A 22,107-nucleotide genomic window follows, 5' to 3' on the forward strand; every position below is an offset into this window, starting at 1 on the left:
CCGGATGATTATACTTCTTCCGGCGCCCTTGCGCGGATGCTGAGCGCATGGATGCCGTTGGGCCGCAATTCGCCCACGGCGGCATGGACAAGGCGATGGCGCGCTGCCGTGCCCAAGCCGGTGAAGGCGGCGGATACGAGACTCACGCGGTAGTGGCCCCCCTCCCGGGCACCGGCATGGCCGGCGTGGAGATGGGAGTCGTCGGCCACTTCGATCTCCAGGGGCGTCAGCGTGGCAAGGCGGTCCCGCAGCCAGGCGGCGGTGGCGGCGCTCACGCCGGCAGGACTTTACGGAAGGGCTTCACGGCGACCGCGCCGTAGACGCCGGCCGCTACGTAGGGATCGGCGTCGGCCCAGGCCTGGGCTTCCGCGAGGGAGGCGAATTCCGCCACGATCAGGCTGCCGCTGAACCCGGCCGGGCCGGGGTCGGGGGAATCGATGGCCGGGAAGGGGCCGGCCAGCAGGAGGCGGCCCTCGTCCTGCAGTGCCGTGAGGCGGGCGACATGGGCGGGCCGGGCGGCCAGGCGTGCCTCCAGGGTTGCGGGGCGATCTTCGCCGACGATGGCGTAATACATCAGGGCTTGTCCTCCAGGTAGCGCGAGAGAAAGACCCCCTGGAGCAGCACGAAGACGAGCATGAGCCCCATGCCGCCGAAGAGCTTGAAATTGACCCAGGTGTCGGTGGAAAAATTGAAGGCAACCACGAGATTCAGCCCCCCCATGAGGGTGAAGAAGGCGATCCAGGCCAGATTGAGGCGGCCCCAGATCGGCTCGGGCAGGCTGATCTGCTCGCCGATCATGGCGCGGATGGCGTTCTTGCCCAGGACCAGGGACGCGAAAGCCAGGCTGCCGGCGAAGATCCAGTAAAGCAGGGTGGGCTTCCACTTGATGAAGGTTTCGTCCTGGAAAAAGAGCGTGAGGCCCCCGAAGACCACCACCAGCACCAGGCTGATCCACAGCATGCGGTCCACCCGTCCGTGGCGGAACCAGACCCAGCCGATCTGCGCGGCGGTGGCCAGCATGACGACCAGGGTGGCGATCAGGATGGGCGCCTGGGCGGGCGCCACGGACGCGCTTCCCAACACCTGGGCGAGAAATTCGGCGGCGGCGCCGGGATCCTTCTCGGAATATTTGAAGGCGACAAAAAACAGGATGACCGGAAAGAGGTCGAACAGGAGCTTCATGGGCAGGACCGGCGAAGGGATGCGCGATTATCCCAGAAAGCTCAAGGGGCCGCTTGTCCCCCCCGGACGGCCCGCTGCTATACTGCCGCCGTCGCCTCACGGCCCCGGCCTGCAATGCACACCGTCCTCATCATCGACGACAACGATATCAACCTCACCCTGGCCAAGGCCCTGGTCCAGCGTCTGGGAGACTGCCAGCCCCTCACCTTCGACCGCCCGCGCGAAGCCCTGGAATGGTGCCGCGCCAACGAGGCCGATCTGGTCGTCGTCGATTACATGATGCCGGACATGGACGGGCTCCAGTTCATCGCCGCCTTTCGCGCCCTGCCAGGGCGGGAGGACATTCCCATCCTCATGGTGACGGCCAACGACCAGCGCGACATCCGTTACGAGGCCCTGGAGGGCGGTGCCAACGACTTCCTCAACAAACCCATCGACCGGGTGGAATTTTCGGCCCGGGCGCGCAACATGCTCGCCCTGCGCAGCAGCCGCAAGTTCCTCGCCGACCGGGCCCACCACCTGGAGGTTCTGGTCGAAGAGCGCACCGCAGCCATCCGGGAGCGGGAAAAGGAGTTGATCGTGCGCATCTCCCGGGCTGCCGAATTCCGCGACCCGGAGACCGGCGCCCACATCCAGCGCATGGCCCACTACTCGCACCTCATTGCGCAGACCCTGGGCCTGCCCGAGCGCGACTGCCGCCTGATCCTGGAGGCGGCACCCATGCACGACGTGGGCAAGATCGGCATCCCGGACTACATCCTCCTCAAGCCCGGCCGGCTCACGCCGGAGGAGTTCGAGATCATGAAGGGCCACGCCCGCCTGGGGTACGAGCTGCTGACGGGCAGCGGGTCTGCGGTGCTCCAGGCTGGCGCGCAGATCGCCTGCTCCCACCATGAGAAATTCGACGGTTCGGGCTACCCCGGCGGCCTGGTCGGCCCGGCGATCCCCCTCTTCGGCCGCATCGTCGCGGTGGCCGACGTCTTCGACGCCCTTACGTCCGAGCGGCCCTACAAGAAAGCCTGGTCCCTCGACGACGCCGCCAAATTCCTGCGCGACGGGGCCGGCAAGCATTTCGATCCTGACTGCGTCGAGGCCTTCCTGCGTTCCTGGGAGCAGGCGCTGGCCATCCACCAGCGGTTCCGCGATGCGGAAGAGCCCGTATTCTGATAGCCGGGAGCAGGGAGAAAACCATGAGCGAACGACTCGTCCTCGACAAGGCCACCATCCTCGACCGCCTGGGAGGCGACGAAGAGATTTTCACCGTCATGGCCGACATGTACCTGCAGGATTGCGACAATTACTGCCGCGAACTGGACAGCGCCCTGGGAGACGACGACGCCCCCCGCCTTTACCGTGAGGCGCACACCGTCAAGGGCCTGCTGGCAACCTTTGCCGACGATGCCGGGACTGCCCTGGCCAGTGACCTGGAGCAAAGGGCCAAGGTCGCCGCAAGCACGGCTGGCTTTGTCGCGGAAGTGGCAGCCTTGAAAGCGCGCATGAGCCTCCTGGCCGACGCGCTGCGCCAAGACGGGGGCGGCTGACCCGCGTTCCTTCCCTGTGGCGCGGAGCTCCAGGGCACAGGGCTTTCCGGGCATGACACGCGGTCAGGCGAGGATTCCGGGAAGACTGCGCAGTGCGGCGGCGGCGGCGGCCGGGCCCCCCGGTGGCGCGTGAGGGATGATGCCCAGACAGGGTGCGGTGATCGATTGCCGCAGGCATTGCAGATTTTCTTCCTGCCGGGCCATGGCGGGGTCCAGGGTGTTGCCTATCCAGCCGGCGAACTGTAGGCCCCGGGCGGCGATGGCCTCGACGGTCAGCAGGGCATGGTTGAGGCAGCCCAGACGCAGGCCCACCACCAGGATCACCGGCAGGCCGAGGGCAGCCGCCAGGTCGGCGGAGTCGCCCGCTTCGCCCAGGGGCACGCGAAAGCCGCCCACGCCCTCCACCACCACCACATCGGCTGTTCGGGCAATGTTTTCGAAGGCCTCGCGAATGGGGGCGAAGAGGATGGGGCGTCCTTCCTCCCGGGCCGCGATGTGCGGCGCCACGGCGGCGCGCAGGGCGAAGGGATTCACCAGATTCCTTGGCAGGGCCACGCTGCTGGCCGCCCGCAGTTGCTCCACGTCCGCGTTGCGTCCCTGGGCGTCGAGGCCCGCCGCCACCGGCTTCATGCCTGCCGCGGAACGGCCAGCCTGCCGGGCGGCGTGGAGCAGGGCGCAGCAGACGTAGGTCTTGCCGACTTCGGTATCGGTACCGGTGACGAACCAGGCGGTTTTCATTTTTGGGCGTGCAGGGTGATGACGTCGTAGGTCAGGGGGAGGCCAGTCGGCAGGCGCTGGGCTTCGTAGGCCGTCTCGAGTCGCTGCCAGGCGCCGCGGCTCATGAGGCCGTTGCGCCGCTGCTCGCCCACCTGGTTGGCGCCGATGGCCTTGATGGCGCGCAGCAGGGATTTGAGATCGGGGTAACACACCGTTTCTCTCTGGCGCTCCAGGCGTGGATTCCGGAAGCCGGCCGCTGCGGCGGCCACGGCGTCGGGACTCAGGAAGTCGAGGGTATGGCGATGGCTGTCGGCGGCGGCGAAGGCGGTGCGCAATTCGTGGAAGGTTTGCGGGCCCAGGGTGGCGACGGCGAGGTGGCCACCGCGCCAGAGCACGCGCCGGGCCTCGACCAGGGCGCGCGGCAGGTTACACCACTGCAGCGTGAGGCTGGACCAGTACAGGCCGATGCACTCGTCCGCCAGGGGCAGGTGCTCCACATCGCCGGCCAGGCGGTGGATTGCCGGGACCTCGATGTGGGCCACCATGGCCGGGGAGATGTCGAGTCCGACCAGATCGGCTGGGGGAAAGCGCTCGCGCAGCAAGTGCAGGGCGAAACCGGTACCGCAACCGGCATCGAGAATGACGCCGGGCGTCATCATGGCCGGCAGGCCGAGGGCAAGCTGCCCGCACACCCGGCGCTGCACCCGGGCGGCGCTGTCGTAGCTGGGGGCGGCCTTCTCGAAGGCGCGGCGGACCTGGGCCTTAGGCGGGTGAGTCATGGCAGAAGGCGTGAAGGGCGGCGCGAAAACCCTCAGGTTCGGAAAGGAAGGGCGCGTGGGCGCGGCCCGCGAAAGGGAGCAGCCGGGCTCCGGGGATCAGTTGGGCCAGAGTCCGGGCAGCGGCCAGGGGCATGAGCGGGTCGGCGGCGCCGTGCAGGAGCAGGGTGGGCGCCACGACCCGGGGGGCCAGGGGACGCAGGTCGACGTCGCGCAGCCAGGCGAGGCCGGTGGCCAGGGTGGCGGCGGCGGGGCGGGGGTCGGCCAGGGCCAGGAGTTCCCGAGTCAGGGCCTTGCCGGCGGCGTCGCCCCGGTTGAAGTTGCCGACGAAGCGGGGGAGCAGGGCGTCCACGTCGGCAGCCACGCCGGCGGTGAACTCGGCCAGGGCGTCCGTCGCCAGGGCGTCCGGCCAGCCGGGGCGCTGGACGAAGGAGGCGGTACCGGCGGCCAGGAGCAGACGGCCGACTTTCTCCGGATGCCGGGCGGCGACTGTCAGGGCCAGCATGGCGCCCAGGGACCAGCCGCACAGGGGGGTGCCGGGTGCCAGTTGCGCGGCCAGGGCGTCGGCGGCGCCAAAGAAATCTTCGACCAGCGGCTGCTTGCCATAGCCGGGCAAATCCAGGATACGGCCACCCATGGCCTCCGCCGTGGCCTGCCAGGGGCCACGCCCCAGGCACCAGCCGGGGAGGAAGACGAGTCCTGCGCTCATGCCAGTTCTTTGAGGGCGACGACCAGGCGGTCGATGTCGTCGGCGCCGTGGGCGGCGGAAACCGAGATGCGCAGCCGCGCCGTGCCCCTGGGGACCGTCGGCGGACGGATGGCCGGCACCCACAGGCCGCGCTCCCACAGGGTCTGGGCGAGGTCGAGGGCCGCCTGATTTTCGCCCACCACCAGGGGCTGGATGGCGGTCATGGACGGCAACAGGTGCCAGGGCAGACCGGCCAGGCCGTCCCGCAGGCGGCCGATGAGCGAGAGCAGGCGCTGGCGCCGGGTCGGGTCGCTGGCGATGAGGTCGACGCTCTTGTAGAGGGCGAAGGCGACGGCCGGCGGGGCGGCGGTGGTGAAGATGTAGCTGCGGGCCTTCTGCAGTAGGTACTGAATCACGGTTTCCGAAGCGGCGACGAAGGCGCCGGCCACGCCGGCCGCCTTGCCCAGGGTACCCATGAGGATCAGCCGGGGATGGAAGCCAATGCCGAAGTGGCCGAGGCTGCCTTCCCCCCGGGGGCCGAGGACGCCGAAGCCGTGGGCGTCATCCACGATCAGCCAGGCGTCGAAGCGTTCGGCCAGGTCGAGGAGCAGGGGGAGGGGGGCGAGGTCGCCGTCCATGCTGAACACGGCGTCGGTGACGATGATCTTGGTCGTCGCGTCACTGGCCGCCAGGAGCCGCTCCAGGGCCGCCACGTCCTTGTGCGGGTAGCGTAGGGTATCGGCGCCCTGGGCCTTGGCCAGTTGTGCCGCGTCGATGAGGGAGGCGTGGTTGAGCTTGTCCGCGAAGACCGCGGCGCCACGGCCGGCCAGGGTCGGCACGACGGCCAGGTTGGCCAGGTAGCCGGTGGAGAAGGTCAGCGCCTTGGGGAACCCAAGGAATTCGGCCAGTTTGGCCTCCAGCGCCTCATGGGGGACCGTGTGGCCGCTGACCAGATGGGAAGCGCCGCTGCCGGCGCCCCATTGGCGCACGCCCTCGGCGAAGGCGGCGGCGACGGCCGGATCGTTGGCCAGCCCGAGGTAGTCGTTGCTGGCGAAGGCAAGCATCTCGCGGCCGTCGACGCGAACGTGCGGACTGCAGGGGGAGGTCACCAGCCGGCGGCGGCGGCTGAGGCCGGTGGCGACGATATCCTCCAGTTCGTCCTCTAGGCGGGAAATCAGCGCGGAGCGGGTCAAGGGTTGTCGTCCTCATGTAGCCAGGAGGGAATGTGGCGTTTGCCATGGAGCACACGCCACACGTCGATGGAGTCGGTGTTCTCGACGTAGAACACGACGTAAGGGTAGCGGGCCAGCGGCCATGAACGGAGCCCGGGAAGGCTCAATTCATGGGCGTACCGGGGCGATCCCGCGGCCGGATGTAGGCGGATGTGAGCAAAGGCTTGTTCCAGGGCATCGATGAAGCCCAGGGCGGCCTGTGCGGCGCCTTCGCTCAAGAAATGGTCCAGCGCTTCGTCGATATCCCGATTGGCCAGTTCGCGCGGGATGACGGGTTTGGCGTTCACTTCCCGGCGCGCTGCCTGACGCGGCCGCGCAAGCCGGAAAAATAGGCGGTGGTGACCGGCGCTGCGGGAGCTGACACGGCACCGGCGAGGAGCAGGTTGCGCAGGTCAAGACGCTCCTGATCCTTGCGAATCAGCTCGCGCACGTACTCGCTGCAGGTGCCGTAGCCGCGCTGGGCAACCTGGTCGTCCACGAAGGACTTCAGGGAGTCAGGCAGGGAAATGTTCATGGTACTCATGGCCCTATCCTAGAAGGCTTGGCAAAATTTGGCAAGATCGCCCACGGCAAGTATCTGGCCTGCCCTAGTAGTCAGTCAGATAGGTTTGCGTCGATGCCGAGGCGCGCATCCGCGCCCCGATCGCGCGAAGCGAACCGCAGCCATAGCCGAAGCTATGGCGAGGATGAGCGACAAAGCGAGCGGGGATGCGGGGCGTGCCGAACATAGCTGAACCTGTCTGACTGACTACTAGGCGGCCAGCGCGGCGCTCAGCGCACCGGCCACGGCGCCGGCCAGATGGGCGATTTCGGTCTCGCCCACGACATACGGCGGCATGACGTAGATCGTGTTGCCGATGGGCCGTACCAGGGCTTCGCGGTCCAGGGCGGCGCGGTAGAAGCGGCGGGAGAACCAGGGGTCCGGGGTATCCACGTCGAAGGCCAGGATCATGCCGCGCTGGCGCAGGTGGCGAACATTCTCGTGATTGGCCAGGGGGGCGAAGGCCGTGCCCAGTTGCGCGGCGCGGTGGCGGTTGGCGGCGAGCACGTCGTCTGCGGCAAAGATGTCCAGGGTGGCCAGCGCCGCGCGGCAGGCCAGGGGGTTGCCGGTGTAGGAATGGGAATGGAGGAAGCCCCGGGCCACCGAACCGTCGAGGAAGGCGCCGTAAATGGCGTCGCTGGACAGCACCACCGAAAGCGGCAGGGTGCCGCCGGAAATGCCCTTGGACAGGCACAGCAGGTCGGGGCGGACGTCAGCCTGTTCATGGGCGAAGAAGCTGCCGGTACGGCCGCAGCCGACGGCGATTTCGTCGCAGATGAGATGGACCTCGTAGCGGTCGCAGAGGGCACGGGCCAGACGCAGATATTCCGGGTCGTACATGGCCATGCCGGCGGCGCCCTGGACCAGGGGTTCGACGATGAGGGCGGCGATGCGCTCGCCGTGGGTCTCCAGATGGGCCTCCAGGGCGGCGGCGGCGCGGCGGGCGACGGCGGCGGGGGATTCGCCGGGTTCGGTCTGGCGGAAATCGGGCGACGGGACGACGGTGGCAGCCCGCACCAGCGGCGCGTAAGCGTCCCTGAACAGGGCGACGTCGGTGACCGCCAGGGCGCCGACGGTCTCGCCGTGGTAGCTGCCGGCGAGACAGAGGAATTCCCGCTTTTCGGGCTGGCCGACGTTCTGCCAGTAATGAAAGCTCATCTTGAGGGCGATCTCGGTGGCCGAGGCGCCGTCGGAGGCGTAGAAGGCGTGGCCCAGATGGCCTCCGGTCAGGGCGGCCAGGCGCTCCGAGAGTTCCACCACCGGCTGGTGGGTGAAGCCGGCGAGCATGACGTGGTCCAGTGTTTCGAGCTGCGCCCTCAATGCCGCGTTGATGCGCGGGTTGGCGTGGCCGAAGAGATTGGTCCACCAGGAACTGATGCCGTCCAGGTAGCGCCGTCCCTCGAAGTCATGGAGCCAGGGGCCGTCACCCCGGGCGATGGGGATCAGGGGCAGGTAGCCCGGCGCCAGTGGCCGGGCATGGTGCTGCATCTGGGTGCACGGGTGCCAGACGGCGGCCTGGCTGCGGGCCAGCCAGTCGGCGTTGGCGCCGGGGCTTGGGGGCACTCAGTGCAGAACCTGGGAAGGGGTGGCGGGTTGGTCCGGCATTTCCGCATGCACCAGATCCCCCTCGGGATTGGGGTACATGGGGGCGCCGCAGTCGTCGCAGAATTCCATGGGGAAGCGATGATCGTGGATCACCACGTCCTTGACGCCGCATTCGCGCAGCACGGTCTCGATCTCGCTCTGGGCCTCGCTGGCTTCGTCCTCGGCGCCCAGCAGGGGCCACACGACGCCGTGCCAGATGTCGTCCTTGTCCCGCGGGCCGAAGCCGATGCGGAATTCCTCCAGGCGGCGGTCGTAGCAGGGGCCTACGACGGCCCGCAGGTCGGCGGGTGTGATGCTCTGCACGGTTTGCAGGAAGGCCACCGAGGCCTTGACCGAATAGGGCCGGGACGCCCGGTCGGCCTGGCGGCAGGCGGAGTGATAGGCGTCGGCCAGGAGCGGCTGCCAGGCGCAGCCGGTGAGCAGGGGTTCCAGGCTGGGGCTGCCCTGGCGGATCCATTCCTTGAGGGCGGCTTCCTTGTTGCCGTCCTTCTCGTTCCAGCGGAACACCGGGCGGCCGGCGGGGAGCACCACCGCGCCCACCAGGTAGCGCACGTCGGACAGGAAGCGGTTGGTTTCCGCCAGATTGGCGGTGTCGATGGTCAGCGCCTTGCCGGCCAGGGCGGCGAGGCCCAGTTCCCGGGTGAGTTGCCAGGTATCGCAGAAGCTGCGGGGGAGCTGGTCGGGGCTGAAGAGGTAATCGGCCAGGGCGACGCGGGTGTCACTGGCGAAGACGTGGGCGCCGAGTTGCACGGCCACCGTTTCGACCGTGCTGCGGGGCAGGGTGCCGGAGGGAATGGAAAAGCGCGACCAGGCCAGGATGGGGGCGGCGAAGAGCTGTACTTCGAAATCCTGTCCGCCCGAATCGAGGCGCGTCGTTTCGGCGCGGGACTCGACCATGTCGGCCAGTTCGTCGTGGGCCCGGGGGTTCAACTCGAAAAGGCGGTCCAGGGCGCCATTCAGGTCATCTTCTGAACCATGCTTGAGGAGGCTGTCCACCAGGTCCGCCAACTGGCGCTCCCAGAAGGCATCCTCCAGTTTGCCGCCCGAATCGGAAAGGCCGGTGGCCAGGCGTTGTAACTCGGCTGCATCGCGGGAGATGCGGTCGCGGGAACCGAAGCGGGTGCGTTTCATGGGGGGACTCGGGGAGGATAACGCCGCGATTTTACCAAGCCGCTACAATCGGCGGGCCGCGATTCGACCGGAAGACCATGCGCATCGTCCTATCCCCCGCAAAATCCCTGGATTTCACCACCCCGCCCACCGTTTCGGACCACAGCCAGCCTGCCTTCCTCAACGAAGCCCGGCAGCTGGTGGCCGAGCTGCGCCGGCGCTCCCCGGCCGAAATCGCAGCCCTGATGGGCATTTCGGACAAACTCGCCCTGCTCAATTACAACCGTTTCGCCGAGTGGAGCCCGCCTTTTGCACCTCACAACGCCAAACAGGCGGTTCTCGCCTTCGACGGCGACGTCTACGACGGCCTTGCCGCGCCGACGCTTTCCGCCGCCGACCTGGCCTTCGCCCAGGAACACCTGCGTATCCTGTCCGGCCTCTACGGCTGGTTGCGCCCCCTGGACCTGATCCAGCCCTACCGGCTGGAAATGGGCACCCGGCTGCCCAACCGGCGCGGCCGCGACCTCTATGCCTTCTGGGGCGACCGCCTGGCCAAGGCGGCCCGGCGGGAAGGGGCAGGGGGCGTTCTGGTGAATCTCGCCTCGGAAGAGTATTTCAAGGCCCTGGCCGGCGGAATCAAGGGGCGGGTGGTGCAGCCGGTCTTCGAGGACTGGAACGGGGGCCGCTACCGCATCGTCAGTTTCTTCGCCAAGCGCGCCCGGGGCCTCATGGCCCGCTACGCCATCCTGAATCGCCTGACGGCGCCGGAAGGCCTGCAGGACTTCGACCTCGACGGCTACGCCTACGTCCCCGCCGTCTCCGACCGCGACCGCTGGGTCTTCCGCCGGTGATTTGTCGGCAGCTTCCGTCTATGATGCGTTTATAGAGCAGTCGCGACGGCGGCCGGCCTGGTGGAGGAACTTCAGGCCGGGGGGGCGCCGGCCGGCCTGCTTCAGTTCTCGATCTTCCAGGAGTCCATCATGCGCCGCTCTTCCCTCGTCCTTGCCCTTGCCGCCGCGCTTTGCGCCGGAGGCGCCAGCGCCCAGTACCAGGCCCAGCAGACCCCGCCCGGGCTCTACCCCTACCAGAAGAACCAGCTTCCCCCGGGGGGCTACTACGACAATGCCCCGGGAATCCCCACCAGCGGCATCGAGCAGGGTAGACAACTGGAATCGAATCAGCCCCAGAACCAGCGCAGCGGCCCCACCGTCTATCACCGCAACTACGACCGCAAGGGCAGTACCACGGTCATCACTGGTCCCAACGGCACGACCGTGTGCACGGATTCCTACGGCAAGCGGAGCACTACGGGCGTCTGCTTCTGAGGTTGGAAAGCCGCCGTATGGCCCGGCTTCTCCGGATGCAGTTGGGTTTGCTGAACCGCTGCTTTCCGCCTTGAGGGCGTGTGACTTTCTCTTGTCTCGCCAAGAGAAAGTCACCAAAGAGAAGGCGACCCCAGGGTCGACGCCGGGCTGCGCCCGGTCCCTTGCGCTACTCGGGCTCCCGGGCGGGTCGCTAAACTCGCCTGCGGCTCAGACAACGCGACCCGAAGGCCCCCGGAAGCCCTGCGTTGCTCAGCGTCTTCCATGGGGGGAGGGGCGTCCGGAACCGGACAGGTGTGCGGCTGCTCCAGTCCGGAGTGTGCGAGAGAACCGAATAGACCATTCAGCCCGTCCGCTTCTGGGCCCCTTGAGAGGAGCCGAGCAACGCAGGGGGCTTGGGGGAAGTCGGCTCGCGTTGTCTGAGCCCCCGCAGGGGGCGAGTTTAGCGAGACGCCCAAGGCCCCGAGTAGCGCAGGGAAGCCCCCAACGGGGGCTTCCGACCCAGGGGTGGCTTCTTCTTTGGCTACTTTCTTCTTGCCACCAAGAAGAAAGTACGCCCGCGCCTCCAGCGCGGAAACCATGGGTTCGGAAAAGCGGAAAGACCGGGGAGCGCCGATGAACGGCAAGGGCTCAAAAAATGGCCTTTACCTAAATTCCGTTTCCGCTTCTCGCATGCCTTTTGTATATTTATCGCCGCTGCGCTCCGCCTGCCTCATACTCGTACAGCCCGCTACGATTGCTTCACAGCTTCTAAGCCGCTCCACCGCCCCCACCGGGGTGACGATGGCAAAAGCAAGGCCCTGCCGGCCCTTGAGGCCGAGCAGGGCCTTGTCCTTGCTGACCAGCAAGTCGGCGCCGCCCCGGGCGGCCAGTTCCAGGAAGATCTGATCGTCGGCGTCCCGGCAGCGCGGCAGACGCGGCGCTTCTCCCGGGGCCAGGTGCTCGGTGGCGGCCCGATAGCTTGCCAGCAGGGCGTCTTGGGCGGTGGAAGCCAGGGCGAATTCCGGGTAGGCGATGACCCGCTCCAGTTCCCCCAGGGTGCGGGCGTCGGCCAGAAAGACGGCTTCGCCCCGGGCCTGCGCCCTGCCCAGGGGAAGGGCGGCGGGGTCGTGGAAGTGGAGCAGGTCGAGGACCACGTTGGTATCGAGGACGAGGCGCACGGCTTCGGACTCCCGGGGCGGGGCGGTAGAATCGCCCATTTTCCCGAGAGCCCCGTCCCGTGTCACGACTTCTTCTCGCCCCCATGGAAGGCCTGGCCGATGACATCCTGCGTGATGTCCTCACCGCCGTGGGTGGCTACGACTGGGCCGTGTGCGAATTCGTGCGAGTGTCCGGGAACCGCCTGCCGGCGCGCACCTTTACCCGGGTCTGTCCCGAACTCCTGAACGCCAGCCGTACCCGGGCGGGCACCCCGGTGCGGGTGCAGCTTCTCGGCTCCGATCCGGCATGCATGGCCGACAACGCCGCCCGCCTGGTGGAGCTGGCGCCCGCCGGGGTCGACCTCAATTTCGGCTGCCCCGCCCCCACCGTCAATCGCCATCGCGGCGGGGCGGCGCTCCTGGGCGAACCGGACCTGCTCTTCGCCATCGCCCGGGCCGTGCGGGCCGTGGTGCCGACGGGGATTCCCTTCACCGCAAAGATGCGTCTGGGCATCGACGACCCCGGCCTCGCCGTGGCCTGCGCCCAGGCTCTCGCCGCCGGGGGCGCCGAGGAGCTGGTGGTGCACGGGCGCACCAAGGCCGACGCTTACCGCCCGCCGGCCCGCTGGCCCTGCATCGACCGCGTGCGGGCGGCCATCGCCATTCCCGTCATCGCCAATGGCGAAATCTGGAATTTTCAGGATTACGAAGCCTGCCTCCAGGCCTCCGGATGCGCCGATGTCATGCTGGGGCGGGGGGCCGTCGCCGACCCCTTTTTGGCCCGGCGCCTGCGCGGCGAGCCGGTGGGCGGCTGGGAGGATTTGAAGCCTGTCCTGGGCCGCTTCTGGGCCGGCGTGCGGGGCAAGGTGGCGCCCCAGCACGCCCCGGGGCGCCTCAAACAGTGGCTGGGCCTTTTGCGGCGTGCCTACCCGGAGGCGGCGCTGCTCCTCGCCACCCTGCGACCGGTGACCTGTGCCCGGGAAATCGACCGTCTTCTCGCCGCTGCCGGCATCGTCGCCGCATTGGGGCCCCCGCGGCCCCTGCCCCTGGCCGCATGAGCGCCCCCGGCAACTCCCGCCGGGTCGGCAGCCCCCAGGAAGGCCCCCACCGGGATCTCGACGCCCTGCTCACGCGCCATGCTGCGCAGCCCTTCAGGAAGCCCTACGCCGACTACAACCGCAGTGCCTACGCCGAAGCCCGGGCCGCCTGGGGGGGCAGCGCCCCCCTCATCCTGGACGCCGGCTGCGGCGTGGGCTGGAGCACTCTGGAACTGGCCCGCCGTTACCCGGAGCATTTCGTCCTGGGAGTCGACCAGTCTCGGCACCGGCTGGAGCGGGGCAAGCCGCAGGAGTGCCCCGCCAACGCGGCCTTCGTGCGGGCCGACCTGGTCGATTTCTGGCGCCTCCTGGCCGAGGATGGCGTGACCCTCGCCCGGCACACCCTGCTTTATCCCAATCCCTGGCCCAAGATCGGCCATGTGGCGCGGCGCTGGCCCGGCCATGCCGTCTTTCCCAGCGTCGTGGCCCTGGGGGGCGTGCTCGAATGCCGCAGCAACTGGCGCGTGTACGTCGAGGAAATGGCCTATGCCATCAAACGTCTGGCCGGCGTCGCCGCCCCGCTGGAGGCTTGGCAGCCGGAGCTTCCCCTCACCCCCTTCGAACGCAAGTATCAGGAATCCGGCCACGCCCTGTGGCGCTGCGTTGCCGACCTGGGGCAGCGTTTGACCCCGGCGGGATAAGCCCCGATACTGCTGCCCAGCGTGGCTTGGCGGGGGAATCCAGGGATGATGATCGAGCGGGCATTCGCCCTGACCGGGCGGGCGGACGGCGTTGTGCGGTGCTGAACGCCAACTCCACCGTCTCCCGTCTGGGGCGCTACCAGCTTTCCCGGGTGCTTGGCCAGGGCGCCATGGGCGTGGTGTACGAGGGCCTCGACCCGCTCCTCAATCGGCCGGTGGCGGTCAAGACCATCCTGCGCAGCGCCCTGGGTGACCCGGAAACCCTCTCCGATACCTCGACCCGCTTCGTGCGCGAGGCCCAGGCCATCGCCCGGCTCAACCACCCGCACATCGTCAATGTGTTCGACTTCGGCGAAGAAGGCGACATCGCCTATTTCGTCATGGAATTCGTGCGGGGCCGGGAACTCAAGGGTTTCCTGGACAACGGCGAAATCTTCTCCCGCGACGAGGCCGTGCGCATCGTGTGCGAACTGCTGGCCGCCCTCGACTTTGCACATCGCCAGGGCGTCGTCCACCGCGACGTGAAGCCGGCCAACGTCATGCTCGACGCCGAGCGCCGGGTCAAACTCACCGACTTCGGCGTGGCCCGCATGACCGACGGCGGCAGCGACCGTACCCAGGCCGGCACCATGGTCGGCACCCCCAGTTACATGTCGCCGGAGCAGATTCAGGGCTTCAAGGTGGGGTCGCGCACCGACCTATTTGCCGTCGGCATCATCCTTTACCAGTTTCTTACCGGAACAAAACCCTTCCCCGGTCCCGGCGTCTGGGCCGTGCAGAAGCAGATCGTCCATGACGACCCCGTGCCGCCTTCGGTGGCCTGCGCGGAAATCGATCCCCGCTTCGACGCCGTGGTGGCCCGGGCCCTGGCCAAGGAGCCCGACGCCCGATATGGCAGCGCCGCCGAGTTTGCCGAGGATCTGCTGGCGGTGCATCGGGCGGTGGGGGAGGGGGACGGGGACAGCGCGCCGGGAGGCGCCGCTGCGGCGAGCGCCGCACTGACCCTGCCCCCGGTCGCGCGCCCTGCGCCGGAAGAGGTCACGGAGATCCCCCTTGCCCTGCCGCCGCAGGCGTCCCGGGGAGCGGCGGAACCCGAAGCCACCCTGGTGCCGCCCCCGGCGCAGGGTGCCCCCGCTACGCCCCCGCCTGCCCCGGCGCGGCGCGGGCTGTGGGGAGGGCTGGCGGCGCTGGGGGGCCTCGCGGCGCTGGGCGCCTACCTCGCCCGGACGCCTCCGCCGGCCTCGGAAGCCCCGGCTCCCTCGCCAATGCCCGCCCAACCGGCCCAACCGGCCCAACCGGCCCAACCGACCCAACCGACCCAACCGACCCAACCGACCCAACCGACCCAACCGACCCAACCGACCCCGACCCCGACCCCGACCCCGACCCCGACCCCGACCCCGAGCAAGCCGGCTCCCGATTCCCCGGAGGGCCAGGGGGCGCAGCGCATGCCTGCCGCCAAGGCGGTGCCCGGGGAATCTAATCCTGCTCCGGGGGAGACTCTTCCGGCCGCCCCCAAGCCGCGCAAACCCGTCCGGTCCGAAGCGACAGCTGTCCCTGCAACCCCCGGGGTTCCCTCGGCCAAAAGTCCCCCCTCATCCTCTTCAGCCCGCCGGGATTCCAGCCGTTGCCAGGAGCTCCTGCAACGTTTCCAGTTGGGGGAAGGTCTATCTCCCGACGACCTCGTCTTCCTGCAAAAGGAGTGCAAAAAATGAAATTGGTCCACGCTTTCAAGGATGCGTCCCCTCCGTTCCGGCGGTTCAGCCAGGCCTGGCTGCCCCTGATGGTCGCCGTTGTCGTCGCCGCCTGCGCCCAGGCCCCGCGCAGCGATGCCCCGGCGGCGGGGGCCACCCCCGCCCCGGCTGCTGCGACTCCAGGCGCCGCCGCGCCTGCGGCGCCTGCGACGCCCCCGCCCGTCGTGCCCTACGATCAGGCGGTACTCAGCGCCGCCAACACGCTGCTCGGTAAGGCCCAGTTGCCCACGGCCGAGGCCGGGGCGCGCTTCCCGGTGGTCATCGACCCCCTCATCGACGGCATGAGCGGCGCGCAGTCGGCGGCCACCCAGGCCATGGGGGCGCGCATCGAGGCGCTCATCCGGGAGAAGTACCCGCAATTCGAGGTGCTGCCCTTCACGGCGGCCAACGTGGCCAAATCGCCCCTCGTGCTGGTGGGCACCTTCACCGGGGTCAACAAGGAGCGCAAGACCGAGGGGGTGCGGGAGGCCTTCCGCATCTGCCTGGCCCTGGCCGACCTGAAATCCGGCAAGCTGGTGGGCAAGGGCCTGGCCTTCGCGCAACCGGGTAACGTGGACATCACCCCTACCACCTTCTTCCGCGACAACCCGGCCTGGACCGAGGATCCCGCCACCCTGGGCTATATCCGCACCTGCCAGGGCACCAAGGCGGGCGATCCGATCAACCCGCTCTACGTCGACCGCATCCTGGCGGCCTCCATGGTGGCCCAGGCCATCGATGCCTATAACGCCGGCAAGTACGCCGACGCCCTGGCCCATTACGAGAGCGCCCTGCGGGTGCCCTTCGGCAATCAGTTCCGGGTGTTTTCCGGCCTGTATCTGAGCAACTGGCGCCTGGGGCGCAAGGAATCGGCCACCGACGCCTTCGGCCAGATGATCGATTTCGGTCTGGAGAACAAGCGGGTCGGGGTCAAGTTTCTCTTCCGGCCCGGGACCACGGCCTTCATCGCCGACCGCAAGCTGAGCGAACCCTACCCGGTCTGGCTGGCCCAGATCGCCAGCCGGGCGGCGCGCCGCAATTCCTGTCTGGAGATTGCCGGCCACACCAGCCCCAGCGGCCCGGAACCCATGAACGAGCGGCTCTCGCTCCTGCGGGCGGAATACGTCAAATCGCGCCTGGACCAGTTCTCGCCGGGCCTGGGCAAGCGCACCATCGCCAACGGTCTGGGTTCCCGCGAAGCCCTGATCGGCAACGGCAAGGACGATGGCAGCGATGCCCTGGACCGGCGGGTGGAATTCAAGGTCATCGGCTGTTGAGCGCCGGCGGCAATCCCTGCCAGAGCTGCGGCGCCTGCTGCGCCGCCTTTCGCGTCGATTTCGACCGGGCCGAATTGCAAGGCGGCGCCTTCCCCTGGGGAGAAGGCGTCCCCCCCGCCCTGACCCTGCCGCTGACCGGCCGCCTGGTGCGCATGGCCGGCACCGACGCCTCACCCCCCCGCTGCCAGGCCCTCGGCGGCACCCTGGGGGTGTCAGTCAATTGCTCGATCTACCCCACCCGCCCCTCGCCCTGCCGGGAATTCGAGCCCGAGCACGCCGCCTGCCGGGAGGCGCGGAGGAGGGTGTTGGGCGGGTGTGCGGCGAGAGGGGAGGCGTGAGAGGTAAGGGGCGGGTTTCCATCGTTCACCTTTCACCTTTCACCCAGATTCACCCCTTCTCCGGCAGCTCGATCTTCACTTCCAGTACCTCGTAGCGGTCCTGTTTTTCCAGGGAGACCCGGATGTCGTCCGGGTTCACCTTGACGTACTTGGAGATGACCTGGATCAGTTCCCGCTGCAGGTCGGGCAGGAAGTTGGCGCTGCCGCCGCCGTCGCGCTCGTGGGCGATGATGAGTTGCAGGCGCTCCTTGGCCACCTGGGCGGTTTTCGGCTTGTTGCCGAAGAGCATGGAAAGCAGCGACATCTCACTTGCCTCCGAACAGGCGTTTCAGGAGGCCCGGCCTGACGTAATCGACGAAGCGCAGGGGCTTGTCCTCGCCCAGGAAGCGGGCGATGGCATCCTGGTAGGCGAGGGAGGCGTCCGATTCCTTCTGATGGATCACCGGAGCGCCCTGGTTGGAAGCCTGGAGCACGTCTTCCGATTCCGGAATCACCCCCAGGATCGGTACCCGCAGGATTTCCTGGATGTCCTTGTAGGACAGCATCTCCCCCGCCTCGACCCGGCCCGGGTTGTAGCGGGTGATGAGCAGGTGTTCCTTGACCGGCTCCCGCCCTTCGATGGCGCGGCGGGACTTGGCCTGCAGGATGCCCAGGATGCGGTCCGAATCACGCACCGAGGAAACCTCCGGATTGGTCACCACCACAGCCTCGTCGGCGAAGGTGAGCGCCATCACCGCGCCGTGCTCGATGCCGGCGGGCGAGTCGCAGACGATGAAGTCGAAGCCCTGGTGGGTGAGTTCGCCGAGCACCCGTTCGACGCCTTCTTCCTTGAGGGCGTCCTTGTCCCGGGTCTGGGAGGCGGGCAGCACCCACAGGTTGTCGCAGTGCTTGTCCTTGATGAGGCCCTGGGTGAGGGTGGCCTCGCCGTTGATGACGTTGATGAGGTCATAGACCACACGGCGCTCGCAGCCCATGATGAGGTCCAGGTTGCGCAGGCCCACGTCGAAGTCGATGACGACGGTTTTGTAGCCGCGCTGGGCGAGGCCGGTGGCGAAGCTGGCGCTGGTGGTGGTCTTGCCGACCCCGCCTTTGCCGGAAGTTACAGTCACGATACGGGTCACGGAAATGCTTTCGAGAAGAGAGGGGTTGGGGGATCAGCGCAGGGCCAGGGGGGCGATGCGCAGGGTGTCTTCCTCCAGACGGATATGGGCGGGTCGGCCGGCCAGATCGGCAGGCAGCCCGTCTTCGAAAGTGCGATAGGTGCCGGCGATGGAAACCAGTTCCGCCTCCAGGCTGGTGGTGAAGATGCGCGCCCCGGCGTCGCCGCTGGCCCCCGCCAGGGCCCGCCCGCGCAGGGGGGCGTACACGTGGATGTGCCCGTCGGCGATGACCTCGGCCCCCGCGCTGACCATGGCCAGCACCACCAGGTCACTGCCCCGGGCGTAGAAGCGCTGCCCCGAGCGTAGTGGCCGGTCGAGGACCACCGTCGGTAGGGTCCCGGTGGCCGGGGAGGGCGGTGACGCGGCGGGTGCCGCTTCATCGGCCACCGCGGTGGCAACGGGCGCTGACGGGGGCGCAGCGTTCGCCGGAGGGTGAGCCGGTGAAGCTGCCGCAGCCTCGGCCTGGGCCGGAGTCTGCCCCTGGATGTGCACCTGGGCGGGAGTCTGCACCTGGGGCTGCAGCGGAGTTTGGGCCTGGGCCTGGGCCGAAGCCGCCCGCGGCCCCCGGCCCAGGGCGTCGTCGCCCACCAGGGCCAGGCCGCTGCCGAGAACAAGTTCCGCTGGGATGCCCCGCAGCGCCACCGGGTTCAGCCCGGAGGCCCGCAGGAGTGCCAGCAGGGCGGGCCAGTCGAGGGCTGCGGCCGGCATTGCCGCGGCGGAAAAATCGAGTACCGCCAGGTCACCCTCAAAAAAATCGGGGGCATTGCCGGTCAAATCGGCCAGGGAGTCGTGGAGAACCTGGGGATCGGTACTGCCCAGGAGGGTATGGATGATCTTGAGGGTGGTGCCCTTGAACTGGATGGGAGTTGCCTTGGCCATGCGGACTGCGGGGGTGATGCGAAGGGCCGCGATTATCCCACAGGCCTGCCTCGGCCGGGTCAGGAAGTGGCGGGCGGGCCCGTCCGAATTTCCCGTCAGCGGCGACCCTGGGCGCGTTGATGGGGCGCAGATCTCGGCGCCAATCATCTCCCCGTTCAGGCACTGATGCGGGCTCCATCTATGCGGAATGTCATATTGACAGACGGATGTATGCCGAAGAAACTCCAATAAAAATCATCAACATGTCACAGGCCCCGGCGCGTGCGCCGGGCCTTGTCTTTCTTGGGGAATCGCATGTCGGGGGACAGTGGCGAGCTCGGTCGGGAGGAACTCGCGTGGCTTTTTGCCAGCCTGTGCGGCCTGTATCGCGTGCCTTTCGACGCAGCCCTGCTGCAGAGCGCCCATCCGCCGCCCCTGACCCGCGCCACGCTGCACGAAGCGGCCCGGGCCCTGGGTTTCCGCACGGGGCTCGTCCCCAGCGCCGGCCTGGACTGGCAGCGCCTGCCCTTGCCGGCCCTGGCCTTCCTGGCGCCGGGCGCCGACGCTGCGGCACCCCCGCCGGCGGGGGCCGCGGGTGAAGGCGACCAGGAGGCGCCGACGGCGAGGCCCGTGCCCATCCTCATCCTCAAGACCGACGGCGCCAAGCTCCTTTTTCTGCGCTTCGGCCAGGGCAGCCCGGAAACCCTGCCGGTGGCGGATCTGCTCCACCGGGGCGAGGCGGAACTCGTCGTCTTTGCGCGGGAAGCGCCGGCCGACGGCCCCGTGCCGGGCTTCGCCGCCCAGCGGCCGGGTTTCGGCTTCGCCTGGTTCGTCCCGCAACTCCTGAAGCACAAGACCCTGTGGCGCGACGTGCTGCTGGCCAGCCTGGCCCTCCAGCTCGTGGGCCTGGCCACGCCCCTGTTTACCCAGGTCATCATCGACAAGGTGGTGGTGCACCAGACGCGCAGCACCCTCGTGGTGCTGGGCGTCGCCCTCGTCATGTTCATGCTCTTCACCGCCGGCATGACCTGGCTGCGCCAATACCTGGTGCTGCACACCGGCAACCGCATCGACGCCGTGCTGGGCAGCCAGGTCTTCGGCCACCTGCTGCGCCTGCCCCTGCCTTATTTCGAACAGCGCCCCACCGGCACCCTGGTGGCGCGCCTGCACGGCGTCGAAACCCTGCGCGAATTCGTCTCCGGCGCCGCCGTCACCCTCATCCTCGACCTGCCCTTCCTCATCGTCTTCCTGGCGGTGATGTTCGCCTATTCCTGGCAACTCAGCCTCATCGCCGTCGGCCTCCTGGGCACCGTCGCCCTCATCAGCTTTCTGGTGGCCCCCCTCTTCCGCCAGCGCCTCGATCGCCAGTTCATGCTCGGCGCCCGCAACCAGGCCTATCTCACCGAATACGTCTGCGGCATCGCCACCGTCAAGGCCCTGCAAATGGAGCCGGATGTGGATAAGAAATACGGCGACTTCCTCGCCCAGTACCTGGCCGCCGGGTTCTCCACCAAGCAGGTGGGCAATACCTACAACGTCGTCGCCAACGGGCTGGAACAGATGATGACCCTCGCCATCCTCATCGTCGGCGCCCTGCTGGTCATGGAGAACACGGGCTTCACCGTCGGCATGCTGGTGGCCTTTCAGATGTTCGCCGGACGCATGAGCCAGCCGCTGCTGCGCCTGGTGGGCCTGTGGCAGGAATTCCAGCAGGCCAATATCGCCGTGCAGCGCCTGGGGGACATTCTCGACATGCCCCAGGAACCCCACGCCCTGGCGCCCAGCCGGGAAGGCACGGGCGAGGGCCGTCTCACCCTGCACGACCTGGCTTTCCGCTATTCCGATCACCACCCCTGGCTGTACACCCGCCTGGGTATCGCCTTCAAGCCCGGCCACCTGACCGTGCTCATGGGCCCCAGCGGCTGCGGCAAGAGCACCCTGGCCAAGCTCATCCTGGGCTTCTACCAGCCCCAGGAGGGGCATATCGCCCTGGATGGCAAGGACATCCGCCACCTGGCCGCCAACGAACTGCGCCAGACCTTCGGCGTGGTCCCCCAGGAAACCGTGCTCTTTTCCGGCACCCTCTACGACAACCTGGTCATGGCCCATCCCTACGCCAGCTTCGAGGACGTCATCCGCGCCTGCAAGGCGGCCGAGATCCACGAGGTGATCGAGAAGCTGCCCCAGGGCTACCAGACCGAAATCGGCGAGCGGGGCACCGGCCTCTCCGGCGGCCAGAGGCAGCGCATCGCCATCGCCCGGGCCCTCCTGAAGCGGCCCAGAATCCTGATCTTCGACGAAGCCGTCTCGAACCTGGATCAACAGACGGCGGAGCACTTCGCCCGCACGGTGAACAAGCTCAAGGGCCAGGTGACCATGATTTTCATCACCCACCAGATTCCGCGGGGTCTGCTGGTGGATGAGGTGGTGGATCTGGGGGAGGAAACGGGGCGGCCGGTGGGGGTATTGGAGGAGGGCGGCGGGAAATGAGGGGATTGCGAAATCTGATCCGACACGGCGTGGCGATGGGTCTTCTGGCCATGACGCTGCACGCTCTGGGCGCCCAGGGCTTGCTCGAGCAAATGCCCGACCCCCCGGACATTCCTGGTCAGGCGGAAGTCGATGCCTGGGAAGAACGGGCCCGAGCCGGAGACTGGACGATCAAGCAGCACTTCGCTGCGGCGTATCTCTACCAAGCCCTGGCGTCGGAATACTGGGACCGCGGATGCAGGCACCTGAAGCACGGGCACTTCTGCCGTGCCCTGGCCGAGCGTCGCGAGACGGGCCGCTCCTCCCTGTATGAAATCGTCGAATTGCCGGGTGACGGCCCCGTCATCCGCAAGGTCCTGGCACGCCTTCAGGCCGATCTGGCCCGGCGCCGCGTTCTTGACGCCAGGACAGCGTTCGACCCGGAGCATCCGGCCTGCCGGGAGGCCGTGCGCTATTACGAGCGGGCAATCGAGAATGAAGTGGTGATGGGGAATGGGCAGAGTTGTACGGCTACCAGGATGTTTGAAATGGCGTGGCATGGCCAATGCCTATCTGAGAGTAGAGAACAAGCCTCCAGATACGCAAAACTCTCCCGTGGGTGTCCGCAGTATTGAGTAGCGCCCTACACGCGCTCTGATACTAACTTTTCAGAAAGCATTG

At 68.2% G+C, this 22,107-nt stretch carries 26 protein-coding genes; 11 read left to right on the forward strand and 15 right to left on the reverse strand.

All coding sequences use genetic code 11. The annotated features are described in order from the left end of the window. Nucleotides 1–8: 8 nt before the first annotated feature. Genes IPM73_05265 through IPM73_05275 form a run of 3 tightly spaced genes read right to left on the reverse strand, consistent with a single transcriptional unit; the run spans nt 9 to nt 1,182 of the window. Nucleotides 9–275 (reverse strand): BolA family transcriptional regulator, encoded by a 267-nt coding sequence (locus IPM73_05265; protein ID MBK8917472.1) that lies wholly within the window; start codon nt 273–275, stop codon nt 9–11. Continuing rightward, nucleotides 272–574 carry a YciI family protein gene (locus IPM73_05270; protein ID MBK8917473.1) on the reverse strand — a complete coding sequence of 101 codons (303 nt, stop codon included), beginning with the start codon at nt 572–574 and terminating at the stop codon, nt 272–274. Before IPM73_05270 ends, IPM73_05265 begins: the two co-directional genes overlap by 4 nt. Continuing rightward, the gene (locus tag IPM73_05275; protein ID MBK8917474.1) at nt 574–1,182 is read right to left on the reverse strand and encodes a septation protein A; all 609 of its coding nucleotides are present in this window, start codon (nt 1,180–1,182) and stop codon (nt 574–576) included. The genes IPM73_05270 and IPM73_05275 overlap by 1 nt, the downstream gene beginning before the upstream one ends. Before the next feature lie 114 nt (nt 1,183–1,296). On the opposite strand from IPM73_05275, the gene IPM73_05280 reads away from it, so the two are divergent. Both IPM73_05280 and IPM73_05285 read left to right on the forward strand, forming a co-directional pair. After that, nucleotides 1,297–2,349 (forward strand): response regulator, encoded by a 1,053-nt coding sequence (locus tag IPM73_05280; GenBank protein ID MBK8917475.1) that lies wholly within the window; start codon nt 1,297–1,299, stop codon nt 2,347–2,349. 23 nt (nt 2,350–2,372) lie between these two features. After that, the gene (locus IPM73_05285) at nt 2,373–2,723 is read left to right on the forward strand and encodes an Hpt domain-containing protein (GenBank protein ID MBK8917476.1); all 351 of its coding nucleotides are present in this window, start codon (nt 2,373–2,375) and stop codon (nt 2,721–2,723) included. Nucleotides 2,724–2,786: 63 nt separating this feature from the next. Here IPM73_05285 and bioD read toward each other — a convergent pair whose 3' ends face one another. The 8 genes from bioD to IPM73_05325 form a co-directional block, all read right to left on the reverse strand. Further along, entirely contained in the window at nt 2,787–3,461 is a 675-nt protein-coding gene (gene bioD / locus IPM73_05290) for a dethiobiotin synthase (protein ID MBK8917477.1), read from the reverse strand. Beyond that, nucleotides 3,458–4,219, reverse strand: a complete 762-nt coding sequence (bioC, locus tag IPM73_05295; protein MBK8917478.1) for a malonyl-ACP O-methyltransferase BioC — start codon at nt 4,217–4,219, stop codon at nt 3,458–3,460. The genes bioD and bioC overlap by 4 nt, the downstream gene beginning before the upstream one ends. After that, nucleotides 4,203–4,925 (reverse strand): alpha/beta fold hydrolase, encoded by a 723-nt coding sequence (locus tag IPM73_05300; protein MBK8917479.1) that lies wholly within the window; start codon nt 4,923–4,925, stop codon nt 4,203–4,205. The genes bioC and IPM73_05300 overlap by 17 nt, the downstream gene beginning before the upstream one ends. Beyond that, nucleotides 4,922–6,082: an 8-amino-7-oxononanoate synthase gene (bioF, locus tag IPM73_05305; protein ID MBK8917480.1), complete on the reverse strand. Its 1,161-nt coding sequence runs from the start codon at nt 6,080–6,082 to the stop codon at nt 4,922–4,924. The genes IPM73_05300 and bioF overlap by 4 nt, the downstream gene beginning before the upstream one ends. Nucleotides 6,083–6,093: 11 nt before the next feature. After that, on the reverse strand, nt 6,094–6,423 hold the full coding sequence (locus IPM73_05310) for a type II toxin-antitoxin system RelE/ParE family toxin (GenBank protein ID MBK8917481.1): 330 nt from the start codon (nt 6,421–6,423) through the stop codon (nt 6,094–6,096). Continuing rightward, nucleotides 6,420–6,659, reverse strand: coding sequence for a type II toxin-antitoxin system ParD family antitoxin (locus IPM73_05315; GenBank protein ID MBK8917482.1), 240 nt, complete (start codon nt 6,657–6,659; stop codon nt 6,420–6,422). The genes IPM73_05310 and IPM73_05315 overlap by 4 nt, the downstream gene beginning before the upstream one ends. Nucleotides 6,660–6,887: 228 nt before the next feature. After that, nucleotides 6,888–8,240, reverse strand: coding sequence for an adenosylmethionine--8-amino-7-oxononanoate transaminase (locus IPM73_05320; protein ID MBK8917483.1), 1,353 nt, complete (start codon nt 8,238–8,240; stop codon nt 6,888–6,890). Further along, nucleotides 8,241–9,413 (reverse strand): DUF2863 family protein, encoded by a 1,173-nt coding sequence (locus IPM73_05325; protein ID MBK8917484.1) that lies wholly within the window; start codon nt 9,411–9,413, stop codon nt 8,241–8,243. Between the two features lie 77 nt (nt 9,414–9,490). Between IPM73_05325 and yaaA the strand changes: the two genes are divergently transcribed. Further along, nucleotides 9,491–10,243, forward strand: a complete 753-nt coding sequence (gene yaaA / locus IPM73_05330) for a peroxide stress protein YaaA (protein MBK8917485.1) — start codon at nt 9,491–9,493, stop codon at nt 10,241–10,243. Nucleotides 10,244–10,372: 129 nt separating this feature from the next. Continuing rightward, a complete protein-coding gene (locus IPM73_05335) occupies nt 10,373–10,717 on the forward strand; it encodes a hypothetical protein (GenBank protein ID MBK8917486.1) in 345 nt (114 codons plus the stop codon). Between the two features lie 641 nt (nt 10,718–11,358). On the opposite strand, the gene IPM73_05340 is transcribed toward IPM73_05335, so the two are convergent. Then, nucleotides 11,359–11,913, reverse strand: coding sequence for a putative toxin-antitoxin system toxin component, PIN family (locus IPM73_05340; protein ID MBK8917487.1), 555 nt, complete (start codon nt 11,911–11,913; stop codon nt 11,359–11,361). A gap of 44 nt (nt 11,914–11,957) precedes the next feature. Here IPM73_05340 and IPM73_05345 point away from each other — a divergent pair, with 44 nt between their 5' ends. The 5 genes from IPM73_05345 to IPM73_05365 all read left to right on the forward strand — a co-directional run bounded on the left by IPM73_05345 (nt 11,958) and on the right by IPM73_05365 (nt 16,939). Then, nucleotides 11,958–12,911: a tRNA-dihydrouridine synthase gene (locus IPM73_05345; GenBank protein ID MBK8917488.1), complete on the forward strand. Its 954-nt coding sequence runs from the start codon at nt 11,958–11,960 to the stop codon at nt 12,909–12,911. Then, nucleotides 12,908–13,591: a methyltransferase domain-containing protein gene (locus tag IPM73_05350; protein MBK8917489.1), complete on the forward strand. Its 684-nt coding sequence runs from the start codon at nt 12,908–12,910 to the stop codon at nt 13,589–13,591. Before IPM73_05345 ends, IPM73_05350 begins: the two co-directional genes overlap by 4 nt. A 98-nt stretch (nt 13,592–13,689) precedes the next feature. Further along, nucleotides 13,690–15,306, forward strand: coding sequence for a serine/threonine protein kinase (locus tag IPM73_05355; protein MBK8917490.1), 1,617 nt, complete (start codon nt 13,690–13,692; stop codon nt 15,304–15,306). Then, nucleotides 15,303–16,601 carry an OmpA family protein gene (locus tag IPM73_05360; GenBank protein MBK8917491.1) on the forward strand — a complete coding sequence of 433 codons (1,299 nt, stop codon included), beginning with the start codon at nt 15,303–15,305 and terminating at the stop codon, nt 16,599–16,601. Before IPM73_05355 ends, IPM73_05360 begins: the two co-directional genes overlap by 4 nt. Further along, entirely contained in the window at nt 16,598–16,939 is a 342-nt protein-coding gene (locus IPM73_05365) for a YkgJ family cysteine cluster protein (protein MBK8917492.1), read from the forward strand. The genes IPM73_05360 and IPM73_05365 overlap by 4 nt, the downstream gene beginning before the upstream one ends. Nucleotides 16,940–16,988: 49 nt before the next feature. Here IPM73_05365 and minE read toward each other — a convergent pair whose 3' ends face one another. Genes minE through minC form a run of 3 tightly spaced genes read right to left on the reverse strand, consistent with a single transcriptional unit; the run spans nt 16,989 to nt 18,978 of the window. Then, nucleotides 16,989–17,243 carry a cell division topological specificity factor MinE gene (gene minE / locus IPM73_05370; GenBank protein ID MBK8917493.1) on the reverse strand — a complete coding sequence of 85 codons (255 nt, stop codon included), beginning with the start codon at nt 17,241–17,243 and terminating at the stop codon, nt 16,989–16,991. A 1-nt stretch (nt 17,244) separates the two neighbouring features. Beyond that, on the reverse strand, nt 17,245–18,060 hold the full coding sequence (minD, locus tag IPM73_05375) for a septum site-determining protein MinD (protein ID MBK8917494.1): 816 nt from the start codon (nt 18,058–18,060) through the stop codon (nt 17,245–17,247). Between the two features lie 33 nt (nt 18,061–18,093). Then, the gene (minC, locus tag IPM73_05380) at nt 18,094–18,978 is read right to left on the reverse strand and encodes a septum site-determining protein MinC (GenBank protein ID MBK8917495.1); all 885 of its coding nucleotides are present in this window, start codon (nt 18,976–18,978) and stop codon (nt 18,094–18,096) included. A 294-nt stretch (nt 18,979–19,272) separates the two neighbouring features. On the opposite strand from minC, the gene IPM73_05385 reads away from it, so the two are divergent. After that, on the forward strand, nt 19,273–21,447 hold the full coding sequence (locus IPM73_05385; protein MBK8917496.1) for a peptidase domain-containing ABC transporter: 2,175 nt from the start codon (nt 19,273–19,275) through the stop codon (nt 21,445–21,447). Nucleotides 21,448–21,452: 5 nt separating this feature from the next. Further along, entirely contained in the window at nt 21,453–22,061 is a 609-nt protein-coding gene (locus IPM73_05390) for a hypothetical protein (protein ID MBK8917497.1), read from the forward strand. Nucleotides 22,062–22,107 lie beyond the last annotated feature (46 nt).

The sequence above is a fragment of the Betaproteobacteria bacterium genome (assembly GCA_016720065.1).
Lineage (GTDB): Bacteria > Pseudomonadota > Gammaproteobacteria > Burkholderiales > Rhodocyclaceae > SSSZ01.

Excerpts from the sequence above, each read along its gene's own strand:
- bioC (MBK8917478.1), bottom strand. The coding sequence starts at position 4,219 with ATGACTCACCCGCCTAAGGCCCAGGTCCGCCGCGCCTTCGAGAAGGCC.
- IPM73_05335 (MBK8917486.1), top strand. The coding sequence starts at position 10,373 with ATGCGCCGCTCTTCCCTCGTCCTTGCCCTTGCCGCCGCGCTTTGCGCC.
- minE (MBK8917493.1), bottom strand. The coding sequence starts at position 17,243 with ATGTCGCTGCTTTCCATGCTCTTCGGCAACAAGCCGAAAACCGCCCAG.
- bioD (MBK8917477.1), bottom strand. The coding sequence starts at position 3,461 with ATGAAAACCGCCTGGTTCGTCACCGGTACCGATACCGAAGTCGGCAAG.
- IPM73_05325 (MBK8917484.1), bottom strand. The coding sequence starts at position 9,413 with ATGAAACGCACCCGCTTCGGTTCCCGCGACCGCATCTCCCGCGATGCA.
- IPM73_05315 (MBK8917482.1), bottom strand. The coding sequence starts at position 6,659 with ATGAGTACCATGAACATTTCCCTGCCTGACTCCCTGAAGTCCTTCGTG.
- IPM73_05345 (MBK8917488.1), top strand. The coding sequence starts at position 11,958 with ATGGAAGGCCTGGCCGATGACATCCTGCGTGATGTCCTCACCGCCGTG.
- IPM73_05350 (MBK8917489.1), top strand. The coding sequence starts at position 12,908 with ATGAGCGCCCCCGGCAACTCCCGCCGGGTCGGCAGCCCCCAGGAAGGC.
- IPM73_05340 (MBK8917487.1), bottom strand. The coding sequence starts at position 11,913 with ATGGGCGATTCTACCGCCCCGCCCCGGGAGTCCGAAGCCGTGCGCCTC.
- IPM73_05285 (MBK8917476.1), top strand. The coding sequence starts at position 2,373 with ATGAGCGAACGACTCGTCCTCGACAAGGCCACCATCCTCGACCGCCTG.
- IPM73_05280 (MBK8917475.1), top strand. The coding sequence starts at position 1,297 with ATGCACACCGTCCTCATCATCGACGACAACGATATCAACCTCACCCTG.
- yaaA (MBK8917485.1), top strand. The coding sequence starts at position 9,491 with ATGCGCATCGTCCTATCCCCCGCAAAATCCCTGGATTTCACCACCCCG.
- minC (MBK8917495.1), bottom strand. The coding sequence starts at position 18,978 with ATGGCCAAGGCAACTCCCATCCAGTTCAAGGGCACCACCCTCAAGATC.
- IPM73_05270 (MBK8917473.1), bottom strand. The coding sequence starts at position 574 with ATGTATTACGCCATCGTCGGCGAAGATCGCCCCGCAACCCTGGAGGCA.
- IPM73_05300 (MBK8917479.1), bottom strand. The coding sequence starts at position 4,925 with ATGAGCGCAGGACTCGTCTTCCTCCCCGGCTGGTGCCTGGGGCGTGGC.
- IPM73_05385 (MBK8917496.1), top strand. The coding sequence starts at position 19,273 with ATGTCGGGGGACAGTGGCGAGCTCGGTCGGGAGGAACTCGCGTGGCTT.
- IPM73_05275 (MBK8917474.1), bottom strand. The coding sequence starts at position 1,182 with ATGAAGCTCCTGTTCGACCTCTTTCCGGTCATCCTGTTTTTTGTCGCC.
- IPM73_05360 (MBK8917491.1), top strand. The coding sequence starts at position 15,303 with ATGAAATTGGTCCACGCTTTCAAGGATGCGTCCCCTCCGTTCCGGCGG.